This window comes from Endozoicomonas sp. (assembly GCF_965196975.1).
GTDB lineage: Bacteria > Pseudomonadota > Gammaproteobacteria > Pseudomonadales > Endozoicomonadaceae > Endozoicomonas.
Map to the genome: position 1 here is coordinate 5,481,845 of NZ_OZ239981.1, position 16,274 is coordinate 5,498,118.

At 49.1% G+C, this 16,274-nt stretch carries 14 protein-coding genes; 7 read left to right on the forward strand and 7 right to left on the reverse strand.

The window, feature by feature from the left end:
* Positions 1 to 82 precede the first annotated feature (82 nt).
* On the reverse strand, positions 83 to 1,546 hold the full coding sequence (ptsG, locus tag ACOCLE_RS24320) for a PTS glucose transporter subunit IIBC (RefSeq protein ID WP_419534605.1): 1,464 nt from the start codon (positions 1,544 to 1,546) through the stop codon (positions 83 to 85).
* A gap of 234 nt (positions 1,547 to 1,780) precedes the next feature.
* Here ptsG and ACOCLE_RS24325 point away from each other — a divergent pair, with 234 nt between their 5' ends.
* Positions 1,781 to 2,491 (forward strand): TetR/AcrR family transcriptional regulator, encoded by a 711-nt coding sequence (locus tag ACOCLE_RS24325; RefSeq protein WP_419534606.1) that lies wholly within the window; start codon positions 1,781 to 1,783, stop codon positions 2,489 to 2,491.
* 38 nt (positions 2,492 to 2,529) lie between these two features.
* Here ACOCLE_RS24325 and ACOCLE_RS24330 read toward each other — a convergent pair whose 3' ends face one another.
* From ACOCLE_RS24330 to ACOCLE_RS24355, 6 genes are all read right to left on the reverse strand, one after another.
* Positions 2,530 to 2,811, reverse strand: a complete 282-nt coding sequence (locus ACOCLE_RS24330; protein WP_419534607.1) for a hypothetical protein — start codon at positions 2,809 to 2,811, stop codon at positions 2,530 to 2,532.
* A 250-nt stretch (positions 2,812 to 3,061) separates the two neighbouring features.
* Entirely contained in the window at positions 3,062 to 3,916 is an 855-nt protein-coding gene (locus tag ACOCLE_RS24335) for an SDR family oxidoreductase (RefSeq protein WP_419534608.1), read from the reverse strand.
* 5 nt (positions 3,917 to 3,921) lie between these two features.
* Positions 3,922 to 5,094 carry an acyl-CoA dehydrogenase family protein gene (locus ACOCLE_RS24340; RefSeq protein ID WP_419534609.1) on the reverse strand — a complete coding sequence of 391 codons (1,173 nt, stop codon included), beginning with the start codon at positions 5,092 to 5,094 and terminating at the stop codon, positions 3,922 to 3,924.
* Positions 5,095 to 5,214: 120 nt separating this feature from the next.
* Positions 5,215 to 6,747 carry an acyl-CoA carboxylase subunit beta gene (locus tag ACOCLE_RS24345; protein ID WP_419534610.1) on the reverse strand — a complete coding sequence of 511 codons (1,533 nt, stop codon included), beginning with the start codon at positions 6,745 to 6,747 and terminating at the stop codon, positions 5,215 to 5,217.
* 71 nt (positions 6,748 to 6,818) lie between these two features.
* Positions 6,819 to 7,367, reverse strand: a complete 549-nt coding sequence (locus tag ACOCLE_RS24350) for an acetyl-CoA carboxylase biotin carboxyl carrier protein subunit (RefSeq protein WP_419534611.1) — start codon at positions 7,365 to 7,367, stop codon at positions 6,819 to 6,821.
* On the reverse strand, positions 7,367 to 8,899 hold the full coding sequence (locus ACOCLE_RS24355; protein WP_419534612.1) for an acetyl-CoA carboxylase biotin carboxylase subunit: 1,533 nt from the start codon (positions 8,897 to 8,899) through the stop codon (positions 7,367 to 7,369). The genes ACOCLE_RS24350 and ACOCLE_RS24355 overlap by 1 nt, the downstream gene beginning before the upstream one ends.
* A 320-nt stretch (positions 8,900 to 9,219) precedes the next feature.
* Between ACOCLE_RS24355 and ACOCLE_RS24360 the strand changes: the two genes are divergently transcribed.
* The 6 genes from ACOCLE_RS24360 to ACOCLE_RS24385 all read left to right on the forward strand — a co-directional run bounded on the left by ACOCLE_RS24360 (position 9,220) and on the right by ACOCLE_RS24385 (position 16,270).
* Positions 9,220 to 9,645, forward strand: coding sequence for an AvrPphF family type III effector (locus ACOCLE_RS24360; RefSeq protein ID WP_419534613.1), 426 nt, complete (start codon positions 9,220 to 9,222; stop codon positions 9,643 to 9,645).
* 131 nt (positions 9,646 to 9,776) lie between these two features.
* Positions 9,777 to 11,816, forward strand: coding sequence for an acetoacetate--CoA ligase (locus ACOCLE_RS24365; RefSeq protein ID WP_419534614.1), 2,040 nt, complete (start codon positions 9,777 to 9,779; stop codon positions 11,814 to 11,816).
* 37 nt (positions 11,817 to 11,853) lie between these two features.
* The gene (locus ACOCLE_RS24370) at positions 11,854 to 12,336 is read left to right on the forward strand and encodes a MaoC family dehydratase (protein WP_419534615.1); all 483 of its coding nucleotides are present in this window, start codon (positions 11,854 to 11,856) and stop codon (positions 12,334 to 12,336) included.
* On the forward strand, positions 12,336 to 13,217 hold the full coding sequence (locus ACOCLE_RS24375; RefSeq protein ID WP_419534616.1) for an HpcH/HpaI aldolase/citrate lyase family protein: 882 nt from the start codon (positions 12,336 to 12,338) through the stop codon (positions 13,215 to 13,217). Before ACOCLE_RS24370 ends, ACOCLE_RS24375 begins: the two co-directional genes overlap by 1 nt.
* A gap of 48 nt (positions 13,218 to 13,265) precedes the next feature.
* Positions 13,266 to 14,825 carry a long-chain-fatty-acid--CoA ligase gene (locus ACOCLE_RS24380; RefSeq protein WP_419534617.1) on the forward strand — a complete coding sequence of 520 codons (1,560 nt, stop codon included), beginning with the start codon at positions 13,266 to 13,268 and terminating at the stop codon, positions 14,823 to 14,825.
* Positions 14,826 to 15,130: 305 nt separating this feature from the next.
* Entirely contained in the window at positions 15,131 to 16,270 is a 1,140-nt protein-coding gene (locus ACOCLE_RS24385) for an acyl-CoA dehydrogenase family protein (RefSeq protein ID WP_419534618.1), read from the forward strand.
* The last annotated feature ends 4 nt before the right edge of the window (positions 16,271 to 16,274 follow it).

Below are 16,274 nucleotides of genomic sequence, written 5' to 3' on the forward strand. Positions count from 1 at the left end.
AAAAAAACCGTGCCCACGATAAACGTAGACACGGCTGCAAAGACAATCATTTGCTGCTCTTAAGCCGAGCAGTTATTCAATATCAGGCCAGCGCCATTTCACCGACTTCTGGAGCCTGACCACTTTTCATCAGTTCATTCATCTCTGTTTTAATCTGGTCAGAGCGTGGACCAAAGATGGCCTGCATATTCTGACCTACCACCAACACAGCTGTTGCACCCAGAGCCTTGATGGCTTCAACGTCCACATTCTCAGGCTTGTCGACGGTTACACGCAGGCGAGTGATACAGGCATCAATGCTCTTGATATTGCTCTGTCCACCAAAAGCAACGAACAGTTTTCTGGCCAGTTCACTGCCAACTTCTGCGGTATTCGCAGCTTCCGTTTCCTGCTCACGGCCCGGTGTACGCAGGTTGAACATCTTGATCGCAAAGGTGAACACGGTGTAATACAGCGCCGCGTAAGCCAGCCCCCACACCAGAATCATTGCTGGCTTGGTACCGATGCTGAAGGACAACGCATAGTCGATCAGACCGTGGGAGAACGAACCACCCATCTTGATTTCAAAGAAGTTGGTGATCACGAATGCGATGCCTGCCAGCAGTGCGTGAATTCCGTACAGGATTGGCGCAACAAACAGGAAGGAGAACTCGATGGGTTCGGTAATCCCGGTCAGGAAAGAGGTCAGCGCCGCCGACATCATAATACCGCCCACCACTTTCTGGTTTTCGGTTTTCGCACTGCGCCACATGGCAATCGCCGCCGCTGGCAGACCAAACATTTTGAACAGGAAGCCACCCGCCAGGAAGCCTGCAGTTGGGTCACCCGCAAAGAAACGCGGAATATCACCATTCACCACAACGCCAGAGGCCGTCACGAACTCACCCATCTGAGACTGGAAAGGAACGTTCCAGATATGATGCAGACCAAAAGGAATCAGCAGTCGCTCAACAAAGCCGTAGACAAAGCCCATGGTCGTTGGGTTACCTTCTACGGCATAGTTACCAAACGCATCAATGGCATTACCAATTGGTGGCCAGATAAAACTGAGGGCCACACCCATGACGATGGCGGCAAAAGCCGTGATGATTGGCACAAAGCGCTTGCCCGCAAAAAAGCCCAGGTACTCAGGCAGCTGGATTTTATAGAAGCGATTGAACATCACCGATGCGAGAATACCCACCAGAATGCCACCAAATACACCAGTATCAATAGAAGCGATACCCATGATGGTTTTGGTTTCGATTCCCAGCGTGTTGGCCATAACCCCCATGGTAGCGAGCAGAACCACATAGCCTACAATCGCCGCCAGAGAAGAAACGCCATCGTTATCGGTCAGGCTGAGTACAACACCGATCGCAAACAACAGAGGCAGGTTACCAAAAACAGCACCACCCGCCTGAGCCATGATATGATTCAGCAGTTCAGGAATGATTGAAAAGTTTGCGCTACCTACTCCCAGCAGGATGCCGGCAGCGGGCAGAATTGCCACGGGCAGCATCAGCGAGCGCCCGATTTTCTGTAGAAGGGAGAATGCTTTTTGCACCAGTTAACCTCAAGTAACCCTGTAATATAAACGTTGCCAAGTCAGTTTTTGTACTCTTAGCGGTACTAACTGCTCATGATGTTGTGAAAAGAAGGTTCTATGAATTTGGGTGCGCGATTCTTATACAATTGTGTGTTTTATGAACTGACTTAGATCAAAAAATGACAGTTTTTCTGTTATCTAAAGACACTTTTTTATTACTCTTGTATAAAAAGTTGAGCACATTCGAGCACCATGCCAGCACCAGTCAAAACCGCCAGAAAAAAAGCAGTCCGCCAGTCCAGGGAAACCAGGGTACGGGATATTCTTAATGCGGCCCGGGAAGTCTTTGAGGCCAGAGGCTACGAAAAAGCAACGGTTGCCGAAATCGCCAGCAGGGTGGGCATTGTTGAAGGAACCGTCTTCAGTTACTTTCCCTCCAAAAGAGTGTTGGTTCTGAAAGTGATGGAACAGTTTTACCATCAAATAACACGGCAGATAGAAGAAGGCATTCAGGGCGTTAATGGTACCCGGGAGCGCTTTTACTTTGTCATATGGAACCATCTCAACATCATGACCCAGAACCGCGCGCTCTGTGGCGTCATATTGAATGAATCACGGGGGATTGATCACGAGCTCTCGCAACAGGTGAGGTTACTGAATCGGCGCTATACCGAAGTCGTTACTCAAATTACTCAGGATGGCATTGCATCAGGAGAACTCAGACCAGACGTCAGTGTCACACTGGTTCGTAACACACTGTTTGGCACTCTTGAGCACTATCTCTGGAGCATGTACCAGGACTCAAAAGATACAGAAACCGCCACATTGGATATTCATCAAACGTCACAACAAATCACACGGCTTATTTTTGGCGGTATCTCAAACAACAATCAAAATCTGCCTGATAAATCGGTCAAAGGTGAGGTCAGCGAACTCATCAAGAAACTGAACAGGCTCCTTTAAAAAGGTCAATAGTTACCAAATCTGGACTGAAAGATAACTTAGTGACAAGAAGTACTGCTGTGCTTATGCTCTTGTGATTTGCCTTCTACCGAATCGGATACACTTTGAATAAACTGGCAAAGGTGATCCATTCGGGCAACAAAGGTGTCAAGATGCTTCTGGGTTCTTTCGGTACACTCAAGGTGTCGTTCCATATGCGCCTGCTGTTTGCAGAACAACTCGACAATATCACGAAACTGGCTAAGCACATGAGATTGAAAAGCTTCAAACTCTTCTTTCTTGATGTATTCCTGCATTGCTTTTCTCGCTCTTCCAGCCAACAGCTGAATCTTTGCAAATAATGAAAACAACGCTAACGTTCTGAGCAGCTTTCAGTATCAAGCGAAAGGATTAATTCAGCGTTGAATCCATTTAGTATTCTTCTGTTAAAGATACAGAGTAAAAATAGACCCAGATCGGCTATTAGCAAGAAAGCAAATAATTAAGTGGATACGTTTGTTTTTCATACTGTTTTCAGCAAGAAGAAGCAGCGATCTCAGAAAATAACCATTCACCACTTCCCGTTCCATATTAACTGAAATACTCTGGTTTACTGTAAGGCCACAGCTCTCCCCATAAACGACCACCCCCATCTAATGTCATCACTTCCCCCGTCATAAACTGTGAAGCGTCACTTCCAAGATAGGCACAGGCCTGTGCAATATCCCAGGCGGAACCAAAGCGCTGCATTGGATTAGAGCGGGGGAATTCGTTTACGGCTTCCTGTGGATAAACTTTCATTCCTTCACTGGCAATAATGCCAGGAGCAATGCAGTTGACCCGAATACCGTATTGTGCCCACTCCACCGCCACTGTTTTTGACGCATAAATCACACCAGCTCTCGCAGCACAGGTATGGGCAATATCCGGCATTCCACGATCTATCACCGTCACAATATTGATAATATTCCCGGGCTTTTTCGCATCTCGCCAGCGCTGAGCAGCGGCCTGCATCATAAACCAGGTACCATTAAGATTATTATCAATCACAGCGCGCCAGCCATTAGGCGAGAAATCAATCGCAGGCTGGGGAAACTGACCACCGGCATTATTAATTAATACATCAAGGCCGCCCTGCTCATTCATGACTTCATCAAAGAAAACCTGAACACGGTCAGGGTCCCGGATATCCAGTGATTTGCAGCGGACATCAAGTCCCATCTCCTTCATCGGTTCAATAGTAGCCTGAAGCTTTTCAAGGTTGCGCCCACAAATCAGAACTTTTGCGCCCAGGCGAGCCAGCAGCCAGGCGGCAGCTTTGCCAATACCACTGCCGCCGCCACTGATTAATACCCTTTTACCGGAGAAACTGTCCCTGGAAAACACCGTATCCAGTTCTGCCAGCTGCCGATCAGGCAGCCCGAAAGTATCCTTATCTAAGGCCATAATCCCTACTTCAACAGTTCACCAGCAATGATCATTTTGCGCACTTCAGTAGTACCGGCACCAATTTCAAGCAACTTGGTTGAGCGGAACAGGCGATTGATTTCCGACTCCCAGATATAACCGGTTCCACCGTGCACCTGTACGGCATTATCCAATACCTTATTACACATATCGGCACAGTACATCACGGAAGCGGCTGTACGGGCATGAATCTCGCCCCGACCAGCCTGAGTTTCATCGACTTCGGATACTTCGGCCAGCACCTTCCAGCAGAAAGTTTTCATGGTTTCCACCCAGACATACATATCGGCGATCCGCGCCTGAACCATCTGAAAGCTGGCAATGGGTTTACCAAACTGCTGACGTGTACCGGCATAATCAATTGACAGGTCCAGTGCCCGCTCAGCAATACCGGTATTAATCGGGGCAATCATGGAGCGTTCAAAATCCAGCCCACTCATGACCACCTGATGTCCCTGGTGCTCTTTACCGACGATATTTGCAACCGGAACACGAAGATCTTCAAATACCAGCTCAGCTGTCTGACTGCCCCGAAAACCCATTTTGTCCAGCTTCTGGGCCACTTTAAAGCCGGGCCAGTGGGTTTCAACCACAAAAGCAGTAATGCCTTTTGAGCCTTTACCGGGTTCGGTTTTGGCGTACACCAGGCAGACGTCAGCGACCGGCCCATTGGTAATATAAATTTTTGAGCCATTAAGAACATATTCATCGCCATCACGCACGGCTTTCGTTCTCATGGAGCCCAGTGCATCGGAGCCGGCTCCCGGCTCAGTCAACCCAAGACAGCCAATCCACTCTCCGGAACAGAGCTTAGGCAGGTATTTTTCCCGCAGATATTCACTGCCATTGTTGTATATATTATTGGCACACAGATTATCGTGAGCGACCCAGCTTAATGCCAGGGCATGATTCCAGCGCGAAAATCCCTGCAAAATCAGCCCTGCCTCCAGCATCGACATGCCGGCACCACCATACTGCTCGGGAATCGTTACCCCCAGAAAGCCCAATTCACCGAACTGCCTGAAGACATCCTGCGGCCACCACTCTTCATTATCCATCCTGGCAGCATGAGGTAAGAGCTGTTCACGGCCAAAACGGTCGGCATGGTCTAACAAGCTTTGCTGTTCAGCCGTAAGCATAAATTGACTGGCAGTCATGGTTGATATCCTTTTCTTATTTTTATTGGTTCACCACAGAAATAACCAAGAGCACAAAAAAGCTTATTCTTTCTCTGTGAACTTTGTGCACTCAGTGGTTCAAATCGCTGTTTCAAAAAATCAGAGACGCAAAACGCCGTAACGGGCATCACCTATGGGAGCATTCAGAGAAGCACTGATTGAAATACCAAGGGCATTGCGAGTGTCTACCGGATCAATAATCCCATCATCCCAGATTTCGGAAGACGTATAATAAGCACTGGTCTGGTTTTCGAAATTACCCAGAACATCTGCCCGTATCTCTGCCAGCTCTTTCTCATCCGGCTCAATTCCCTGACGCTTTAACTGAGCAAGCTTGATGGTTACCAGGGTGTTCGCGGCCTGGTCAGAACCCATCACCGAGATCTGGCTGTTTGGCCAGCTGAACAGGGTCCGGGCATCAAAAGCTCTGCCGCACATGCCATAATTCCCTGCACCAAACGACCCATTGGTCATAATGGTAAATTTGGGAACTTCTGAACAGGCCTGAACCATAATCATCTTGGCGCCATCTTTGGTAATTCCCCGCTGCTCATAATCTTTTCCGACCATGTAGCCAGTAATATTCTGGAGAAACACAAGCGGTGTCTTATTCTGGTTGCACAGCTCCATAAAATGCGCGGCTTTCAGAGAGCTGTCGTTAAACAGTACGCCGTTATTGCCCAGAATCCCGACCTTGTAACCCCAGATATTGGCAAACCCACATATCATGGTCTCACCATAATCGGGCTGATATTCAGAAAAACGGCTGCCATCCACTAGCCGGGCAATGACTTCCCGCATATCAAATGGTTTGCGGATATCGTCCGGAATAATTCCATAAAGTTCTTCAGGGTCATACCAGGGATCTTCCGGGGTTTCACGCTGAACGGGAAACTTCGGTTTCTGATCCCACTGCGTAACGATTTCCCTGCCAATAGCTATCGCCTCTTTTTCATTACTGGCAAAGTAATCACAGGTTCCTGAAACCGATGTATGCATCCGGGCACCACCCAGCTCATCAACAGACACCTCTTCTCCCGTTGCCGCCTTGACCAGCGGAGGCCCACCCAGAAACACCGCACCGGTCCCTTCAACAATGACCGAGTAATCGGAAAACGCCGGAATATAAGCTCCACCTGCCGTACAATGTCCAAATACCAGTGATAGCTGCTTGCACCCCATCTTGGAAAGCTGCGTCTGATTCCGGAAAATCCGGCCCGCCATGTATTTGTCACCAAACAGCTCGGACTGCAGCGGCAAGAACCCACCAGCACTGTCACACATATGAATAACCGGCAGATGATTCTCAATGGCAATATCCAGGGCACGGATAATTTTTTTCACCGAGAGTGGGTACCATGCACCACCTTTAACGGAGCTGTCACTGGCATTGATCACCACTTCCCGGCCACCCACAATACCAATACCGGTGATACAGCTGGCAGAAGGTGCGCTGCCGTCATAAGCCATATTGCCCGCCAGGGAGGAGAATTCCAGAAAGGGAGTCCCCGGATCAAGAAGCAACTCAAGCCGCTCCCTGGGCATCATCTTATTCTGTTTCTGCAGGCGTTCAATATCACGCTGCGGGCGTTTGAACCGAGCCTCTTCCTGCGCTTTTTGAAAACCGGACACCAGCTTTCTGTTATGAGCTCGATACCTTTGGAACTCTTCAGAATTAGTGTCCAGCCTTGAATCAATTCTTCTCATGATACTGCTTCCCTGTTCGCAGGTTCCTGCCGCTCAGCTGATTGGATACTGGCCAGCACCGCCCCTTTATCAAAACTGGCACCTGCACTCTCAACCCCCAGTGACTGAACAATTCCAGCACGGCCTGCTTTTACTTCCATTTGCAGCTTCATGCTTTCAATCAGCATCAGCACCTGACCTTCTTCAACAAGATCGCCCTCTCTGACCGTGATCTCCAGAACGACACCTGGTATTGGTGCTTTTACCTGACCAGACTGAGCCTGACCTGACGCTCCAGCTGCGTCAGAAAACGCATCAACCGCTTCCAGCTGCCAGACCTTACCATCCATGTGAAGATGAATGGTTTGATCGTCCTGAACTGCGTAAAACTGTCGTACAACTCCATTAATGGAAAGTTCACCATGAACATGATCAAACCAGCGAATATCTGCACTGACCCGACGGTTTCTGCCCTGTCCGCCAGAAATTTCGATGATCCTGTTTGGTGTCCGGCGCAGCGGTAACACAACATACTGGCTACCTGCCAGTCGATATTTGGGCTGCATCAGTTCCTCCAGTAACCAATCGCATCATAAGGTTGCGGAGTAGCCTCTTCCAACCGCTGGATATTCCGGTCAGACAGCATCCCGGCAACCAGCAGCGCATCCAGCACCCCCTTGTCCGGATGACGGGTAACCAGATCATCCGCATAACGCTCAACAAACGCCGTATCAAACTCCCCGGAAGCAAAAGCGGGGTGTTCAAGAATTCGGGTCAGATATTCATTATTGGTATCTATGCCGAGCAGGACCAGTTCACTCAAAGCCTGCACCATTCTGTCAATAGCGTCTTCCCTGCTGCCGGCATGTACCACCAGTTTGGCCAGCATTGGATCAAAAGCGGTGGTGATTTCCTGCCCCTGATATAACCCACTGTCAAAACGTACTCCCTCTCCTGAGGGCGCTTTCAACAGTAATACCTTACCCGTTGCCGGCATAAAGCCATTAAAGGCATCTTCAGCACAGAGGCGGCACTCGATGGCATGCCCCACCGGGGTCACTGCTTCCTGAGTTAACGACGTGGGGTGGCCTGCAGCAATCCGGATCTGCTCTTTTACCAGATCAACGTCATACACCATCTCGGTAACCGGATGCTCTACCTGAATACGGGTATTCATTTCCAGAAAGAAATATTCACCTTCCGGCGTATACAGAAACTCTACGGTTCCGGCACTGGTGTAGTGAGCAGCGCTGGCAATGGCTACAGCAGCCTGACAGATTGATTCCCGTTGCTTTACCCCTTTTTCACCCGCTTGCTCTTCCGAGAAAACCGGTGAAGGTGACTCTTCAACGACCTTCTGAAAGCGCCTCTGGATGGAGCACTCGCGCTCACCCAGGTGGATAACCTGCTGCCCATCCCCAAGCACCTGGACTTCAATGTGCCGTGCACTGGGAAAATAACGTTCGATGTAAACCCGATCGTCGCCAAAATACTTCTCGGCTTCAGAGCTGGCGACACGAAGCGTACTTTCCAGCTCTTCCTTACTGTTGACGATACTCATTCCCTTACCGCCACCACCAGCGGAGGCTTTCACTACCAGGGGAAACCCCAGGTCAATAACGGACTGCATAAACCCGGGATCACCCGCAGACAGGGTGATGGATGGTGGAACGGGAACCTTCTGTGATGCCACAAACTCCCGTGAAGTAATTTTATCCCCCATCAACTCGATCACTTCCGGTGACGGGCCAATAAACGTAATACCCTTCTCCTCCAGTGCCCGGGCAAAGCTGGCATTTTCTGAAAGGAAGCCATAACAGGGATGAACGGCATCTACACCCAGTTGTTCACAAATGGCAATAATCTGTTTGATATCAAGATGGGCACTACTGGGGCTCTCACCAACAATCTCCACGGCTTCATCAGCCATCTGCACGACGGGAGACTTTCGATCAACGTAGTGGTAAATCGCCACTGAAGGGATACCCAGTGAATGAAGCGCCTCAAGAACCCGGAGCGCAATCTCTCCACGGTTGGCAATAAGCACTTTTTGAAATAGCGGTTCAGAATCAGCGCAGTCCGTGTTACTGGTCATCATGGCTCTTTTCTTATTATTACTGTCAGCATACCCACTTTGACAAAACATAATGAGTAAGACTCAATAAAAAAAACAACCAGTTTTTTACTTTTGTAAAAAAACAGAGCAGCGCTAATAACTAACAGCACACAGAACTAAATAAAAAACACATGGTCTCAAAAGACAAATCACAGCTCGGCATTTGAAACGCAATAATGAACGCAAAAAAGTCTGGAACGCCATCTAATCCAGCGTACTATCACCCATTGCAGCATCATCGAAAACACCCACGACACAATGGGAGAAAGCTATACACTCAAGCAGAAATTACAAATTTCATCATGAAAAAATTCAGAATCACCAAAGAAAGTACACTAACCCGAGTAACAAGTTCCAAGCATATAAGCTTTGAAAGAAGCATGGCCATAGCGAACCCAAGATCACTTGCAAGCATAAGGGATCTCTACTCTGCTGAAAGCATCAGTACGTCAACCCCCATAAACCAGCAAGGCATTGAGAGAAATGCTCGAGACCTGGAACATCCAACATTAAATGTATTGACCTCACAAGAGAATAACTACAATAAGCATTGCAAGGATCAGAGCTTTATCTCTATAAAAGTGAGCGATGTCTTAAAACAAAATGGAAAGTTATACCCTGATGAGTCTTCAGTTTTACCAGATGAAGCACTCATCATAAGCATCCCCAATGGAGAGATAGCCTGCAAAGTTCTTTCCAGAGTCGCCCCCTCTAAAAAGCATGACTAACGTTTCTTTAAAGTCCCTTCATCAGCACCTATAGCTTATTCACTATTGACTAACACTTATTTAATCCAGATATAATTGAGTCAAACTCAAATAAAAAACAATTCAGGAAATAACTGCTGGTGAAAAGCATAGTGCAGACAGCTGCTGGCGAACTTCTTTGGACTCCATCCGAAGAACGGGTAGCGAATGCAGGACTGACCGAGTTTATTCAATGGCTCAATCAAAACCATGATCTGGAAATAGAAAACTACCAGCAGCTCTGGCAATGGTCAGTCGACGATGTTGGTCGATTCTGGCAAGCCATATGGACGTGCTATAACGTTGCGCCTTCCCTTTCCAAAGCAACCGAAACTTCTACAGATAAAGCACTGCCCCCCCTAACCAATAATGCCATGCCAGGCAGCCAATGGTTTCAGGGCACCAGCCTGAACATGGCTGAATATCTGTTATCCAAGGGAGAGCTGGGACCACTTACCAGAGCCGCTATTTTTGCTGAGTCTGAATGCTTTGAACCAAGAGAGATAAACTGGATTGAACTGAGAGATAAGGTCTGCAAACTGGCCACCTCATTGAGAAACATGGGTATTAAACCGGGTGACCGGGTGGTGGCTTATATGCCAATTTCCATCGAGTCCATCGTCGCCCTGTTTGCCTGTATCAGTGTCGGCGCCATCTGGTCCAGCTGTTCGCCAGACTTTGGCGCAAAAAGTGTTCTGGAGCGTTTCAGCCAGATCAACCCGAAACTGTTGATCACCATGACCAGTTATCAATACAACGGTAAAGCTTTTGACCGCTCTTCAGAAGTCGATCAGATTATTACTGCATTACCGGAGCTGAAACAGGTGATTCATCTGCCTTGGCTGGATCATAACAACCCAAAGCCACCAAAAGCTCAATCTCACATTCAGGTCACCAGCTGGCAATCCGCCCTTAACAATAAGGCCAGCTATCAGAGTTTTGAATTTGAACAGGTCCCCTTTGAACACCCACTGTGGATTATGTATACCTCTGGCACCACAGGCATGCCAAAAGGTATCGTACACAGTCAGGGTGGCGTTCTTCTGGAACTGATTAAGTTTGCCTGGCTGCACGACAACCTGACACCGGACTCGGTAAAGTTTTTCTTTACCACCACAGGCTGGGCCATGTTCAACATGCTGATTGGTGGATTTGCCAGCGGCAGCGCTCTGGTGGTGTACGACGGCTGCCCAACCTGGCCATCGGCAGACCGGCTATGGGATATGACCGAGCGGTTTGGTATTACCTATTTCGGCATCAGTCCGACGTATATCAACAACCTGATCAAACTTGGCTATTCCCCCAAAGGCCAGTATAACCTGGGCAAAGTCGACACCATTGCCATGGGCGGCTCGCCGGTTTCACCGGAAAACTTTGCCTGGTTCTACCGGCATCTGCACAAGGATCTCCATATTGTCTCCATGAGTGGTGGTACCGATGTAGCCACGGCTTTTGTTGGCGGCGTGCCGACGGAGCCGGTGTATGCCGGTGAAATTCAGGCTCCCTGCCTGGGGGTTGATGCCTGCGCATGGGACGAGAATGGGCAACAGGTTGTTGGAGAATATGGTGAGCTGGTCATTAAACAACCCATGCCGTCTATGCCCCTTTGTTTCTGGAACGACACTGATAATCAACGCTATTCAAGCAGCTACTTTGAGCTCTGGCCCGGAGTCTGGCGCCAGGGTGATCAGATTATTTTTAATCAGCGGGATGGCAGTTATATCTCCGGTCGCAGTGACTCAACCCTGAACCGTCATGGCATACGAATAGGCACTTCTGAAATCTATCGAAACGTTGAAAGCATCTCAGGCATTAAAGACAGCCTGATCATCAACCTTGAGCTGGAAAGCGCTCAATCATTCATGCCCATATTTATTGTGCTGGATGAGAAGCAGCAACTGGATGACCGCCTGGTTTCTGAGATAAGACAGAATCTTTCCGAGAACTGCTCACCACGACATATACCCGACAAGGTGTATGTCATTGATGCCGTGCCCTACACACTCTCCGGAAAAAAACAGGAAATACCGGTCAAGAAACTTCTGTCTGGCATTCCCCTGGAGAAGGCTGTCAACCTGGGTGCCTGCGCCAACCCTTCTGCCATGGATTTTTTCATTCAGCTGGCCAGTTCAATCCATCAGGAAGCCGTTTAGGGCACTTAAAGAAATAAAAAGAAAAAGAGAATAAGCAATGCCAGGAATTTATTTTGACCAATGCGAAGTAGGACAAACCATCAGGCACAACCTGACCCGGACCGTTACCGAAGCCGATAATGTGCTGTTCTGCTCAATTACTCACAACCCTCAGCCGTTGCACCTGGATGAGGAGTACGCCAAAAACACCGAGTTTGGCCAACGGGTATTCAATAGCATGTATACCGTATCCTTTGCCTGTGGCGTCTCTGTGGAAGACACCACTCTGGGAACACTGGTGGCAAACCTTGGCTTTGGGGAGATGAAGTTTCCAAAACCGGTATTTATCAACGATACCCTGAGGGTGGAAACCCGGATTAAGGATAAGCGCGAGAGCAAATCCCGCCCCAATGCCGGCATTGTGACCTTTGAGCACGGTGTTTATAACCAGCGTGAAGAGCTGGTCTGTTCCATTATCCGCATTGCCCTGCTGCACAAACAGGCTAACGTATCCAGGAACACTCCGGAGAAACAGAGCTGATGCTGGCACGATCCTATCTGTTTGTCCCGGGGGACAGTGAGAAAAAACTGACGAAATCACAGGGCACGGATGCTGATGCACTGATTCTCTGCCTTGAAGACTCGGTCACTGAAGCGCATAAGTCAGCAGCAAGGGCTATCGTTACTGACTATCTGAAGACCTACAGTGAAACATCGACTGCCACCCTATGGGTCAGGGTTAATGCTCTGTCCACAGAACACCTGATTAAAGACCTAGTGGCTGTGATGGCAGGTAAACCCTATGGCATTTTCCTACCAAAACCATCCAGCCATGAAGCCTTTAAGACAGTCGGCAACTACCTGACAGCACTGGAAGTGCAGAACGATATCACTCCCGGCTCTACCCGCCTGATGAGCGTGGCAGAATCAGCACTGGGCACGCTGAACCAGCACCAGTTTCCTGATGCCAGCCCACGTCTGGCGGCCATGACCTGGGGAGCAGAAGATATGTCAGCTGATCTGGGAGCCACCACCAACCAGGATGAGGAGGGCAATTACTTCCTGATTCACCAGATAAACCGGGCCAACTGTCTGGTGGTTGCTGCAGCGGGAAACATGCAGGCTGTGGACGGTATCTGCCAGGACTTCAAAAATTCTGACCTGCTTCGTCAACAGTGCCTGCATTCACGCAAAGAAGGCTTTTCCGGGAAGATCGCTATTCACCCTGCTCAGGTAGCCATCATCAACGAGTGTTTTACGCCCTCACAGGAAGAAATCCGTTATGCCCGACAGGTGGTTCAGACCTTTTCAGAGTCTGGCGGTGCAGGCACCGTCAGCCTGGCTGGAAAAATGCTCGATATTCCTCACCTCAGACAGGCTCAGAAAACCCTGAACCAGGAAGCGCTGATCAAACATAGATAGCACCCAAAAAACGTTTCTAATTAGAACAATAAAAAAGAGGGACCTTTTATGTTTTCACTGACTCAACTTATCCGTCGCTCTGCACAGATCAACCCCAATGGCATTGCCACCTCCATGAATGGCCGTGTCAGTACCTGGTCGCAGCTGCTGTCTCAGGTGGCAAGCCTTGCCGGCGGGTTCAGGCAACTGGGGATAAAAACAGGTGACAGAGTTGCCATTCTGGCTCTCAACTCTGACCGGTATTATCAAAGTATGTTTGCCATCCCCTGGGCAGGCGCCGTCAATGTACCAATAAACTGTCGTCTGGCTGACCCGGAAATTCAATTCTGGCTGGAAGACTGCCAGGCCGGTACGTTGTTAGTAGACAGGGCTTTCGCCGATAGAATTGCAACACTTAAACCCAAGCTGCCAGCGCTGAAACAGGTCATCTATATGGATGATGGAGAACCTCCACACGACTTCATCAGTTTTGACGCACTGCTTTCTTCCACGCCTGCTTCTGATGCCGGCAGAGCCAATGACGACCTGGCCGCAATCTATTACACCGGTGGAACTACCGGACGCTCAAAAGGGGTCATGCTCAGCCATCAAAATCTGGTCAGTAACACTTTACAGGCCGGGAACTTTATTAAAGTCAGTGACAATGAGCGGATTCTCCATGTTGCCCCGATGTTTCATATTGCCGATGGTGTGATGATCAACGCCTGCGCCATGGTGGCTGGCAGTAACTACTTCCTGCCCTCTTTTGAGCCCGTTGCTTTCATGAAAATGGTTGAAGAGCACAAAATACAACGGATGCTGGTTGTTCCCACCATGATCAATATGATCGTCAATCATCCTGAAGTAGCCAGCTATGACCTGTCGTCACTGACAGACATTGTCTACGGCGCGTCACCCATGCCGGAAGCCGTCATCGTCAGAGCGATGGAAGTGCTCCCGCACACCCGCTTTTACCAGGGCTATGGACAGACAGAAACCTCACCCTTTATTTCCGGTCTGGCACCGGAATATCACACAACAACAGGGCCTCTCAGTGGTCGACTTAGCTCTGCAGGACGGGCGATACCAGGCGTAGAGCTGGCCATATTGGACGGAAACGACGAGCCGGTAGCTTCAGGCAATATTGGTGAGATCTGTCTTAAAGGTCCCAACGTCATGCTGGGTTATCTTGGTCTTCCCGATATCACTGAAAAAACACTGAAGAATGGCTGGCTGCATACCGGGGACAGCGGAAGAATTGATGAAGATGGCTTTGTCTATATTGTCGATCGGGTAAAAGACATGATTGTGTCCGGTGGAGAGAATGTTTATTCCATTGAAGTAGAAAATGCCATTCATAAGCACCCCTCTGTCGCCCAGTGTGCGGTAATCGGTATTCCCAGTGACAAGTGGGGTGAACAGGTGCATGCCATTATTGTTCCCACCCCCGGAGCCACGACCGATGAAACGGTCATCATGGAACACTGCCGTACCCTGATTGCCGATTACAAGTGCCCCAGAAGTATCTCAATTCAGGACAGTCCGCTTCCTCTGTCTGGGGCAGGAAAGATACTGAAAAATGAGCTAAGAAGACCCTACTGGGATAAAAAAGCTCGCAGTATTAATTAGGCTCTGTTGACATAAAGTTGCAGGCTCAGTGGCTCGTATAGCCGTCTTCCACGAGGCGGACTGGTGCAGGTGTAGTAGGTTCTACATCCAACCAGTCCAACGAAGCTGGAAGGCGGCTATACGAGTCACCCTTCGGGCTCAAACCAGAGCGCCCGTGACGTCGTTGCAGGAACTTGAAAGACGCTGTATTCCTGCGTTCCTGCGCCTAGGCACGAAAGCTCTGGTTTGAGCTGAGTCTGCAACCTTATGTCAACAGAGCCTACCCCCTTCAAAAGGGCATTGAACTGGAAGTCATCGATATGTATATGCCAAGAAAGATTTTTAATGAGGATCATGAACAGTTCCGCACAGCCTTCCGAAGCTTCGTGGAAAAGGAGATTGTGCCCAATCAGGAACAGTGGGAGAAAGACGGTATTGTTGACCGCAACCTCTGGCTGAAAGCCGGAGAAAATGGCTTTCTTGTCCCCATGGCAGAAGAGAAATACGGCGGCCTGGGAATTGGGGACCACCGATTTGATGTAGTGATGTGTGAAGAGCTTGCTCGCGTCAACGAGCGGGGTTTTATGCTTGGCCTGCACAACATGGTAGTCGCCCCCTATCTACTCAGTTACGCCAATGATGAACAGAAGCAACGACTACTCAGCCGCTGCATAACCGGAGAGGCCATACTGGCTGTCGGGATGACAGAGCCGGGTGCGGGCAGTGATCTTGCTGGCATGAGAACCACTGCGGTGGAAAAAGACGACCACTGGCTTTTAAATGGTTCTAAGATCTTTATTTCCAACGGTATCCTCTCTGACCTTATTGTCGTCGCCGCAAAAACCAATCCCGATAACCCCCACGAAATGGGCCTTTTTCTTGTAGAAAGAGGCATGGAAGGCTTCTCTAGAGGAGAACCACTGAAAAAAATGGGCATGAAATCCCAGGATACCGCAGAACTGTTCTTCGATAATGTCAAAATACCTAAAGCCAACGTACTGGGTGATCCCGGTAAAGGCTTTGTGTATATGATGGAAAAACTGCCGGTAGAGCGCCTGAACCTCTGCATTGATGCGGTAGCCTCAGCCAGAACCGCACTAGACCTGACCAAAGAGTACATCAAAGAGCGCAAGGCTTTTGGGCAGGCTGTCAGCAAATTTCAGAATACCCGTTTCAAAATGGCCGAAATGAAAACCGAGATTGACCTTGGCTTTGCCTATGTTGATCGTATGATTGAGCAGGTCAATGAAGGTACGCTAAGTGCTGCGGATGCCTGCGGTGGTAAATACTGGACATCGGAAATGTTGTGCCGTGTTGTTGATGAGTGTTTGCAACTCCACGGAGGTTATGGCTTTATGGATGAGTACCTCATTTCCAAAATGTACCGGGATGTTCGCATCAGTCGAATATACGCAGGAACCAATGAAATTATGAAAACGGTGATTGCAAAGGCAATGGATCTGTAGCTTA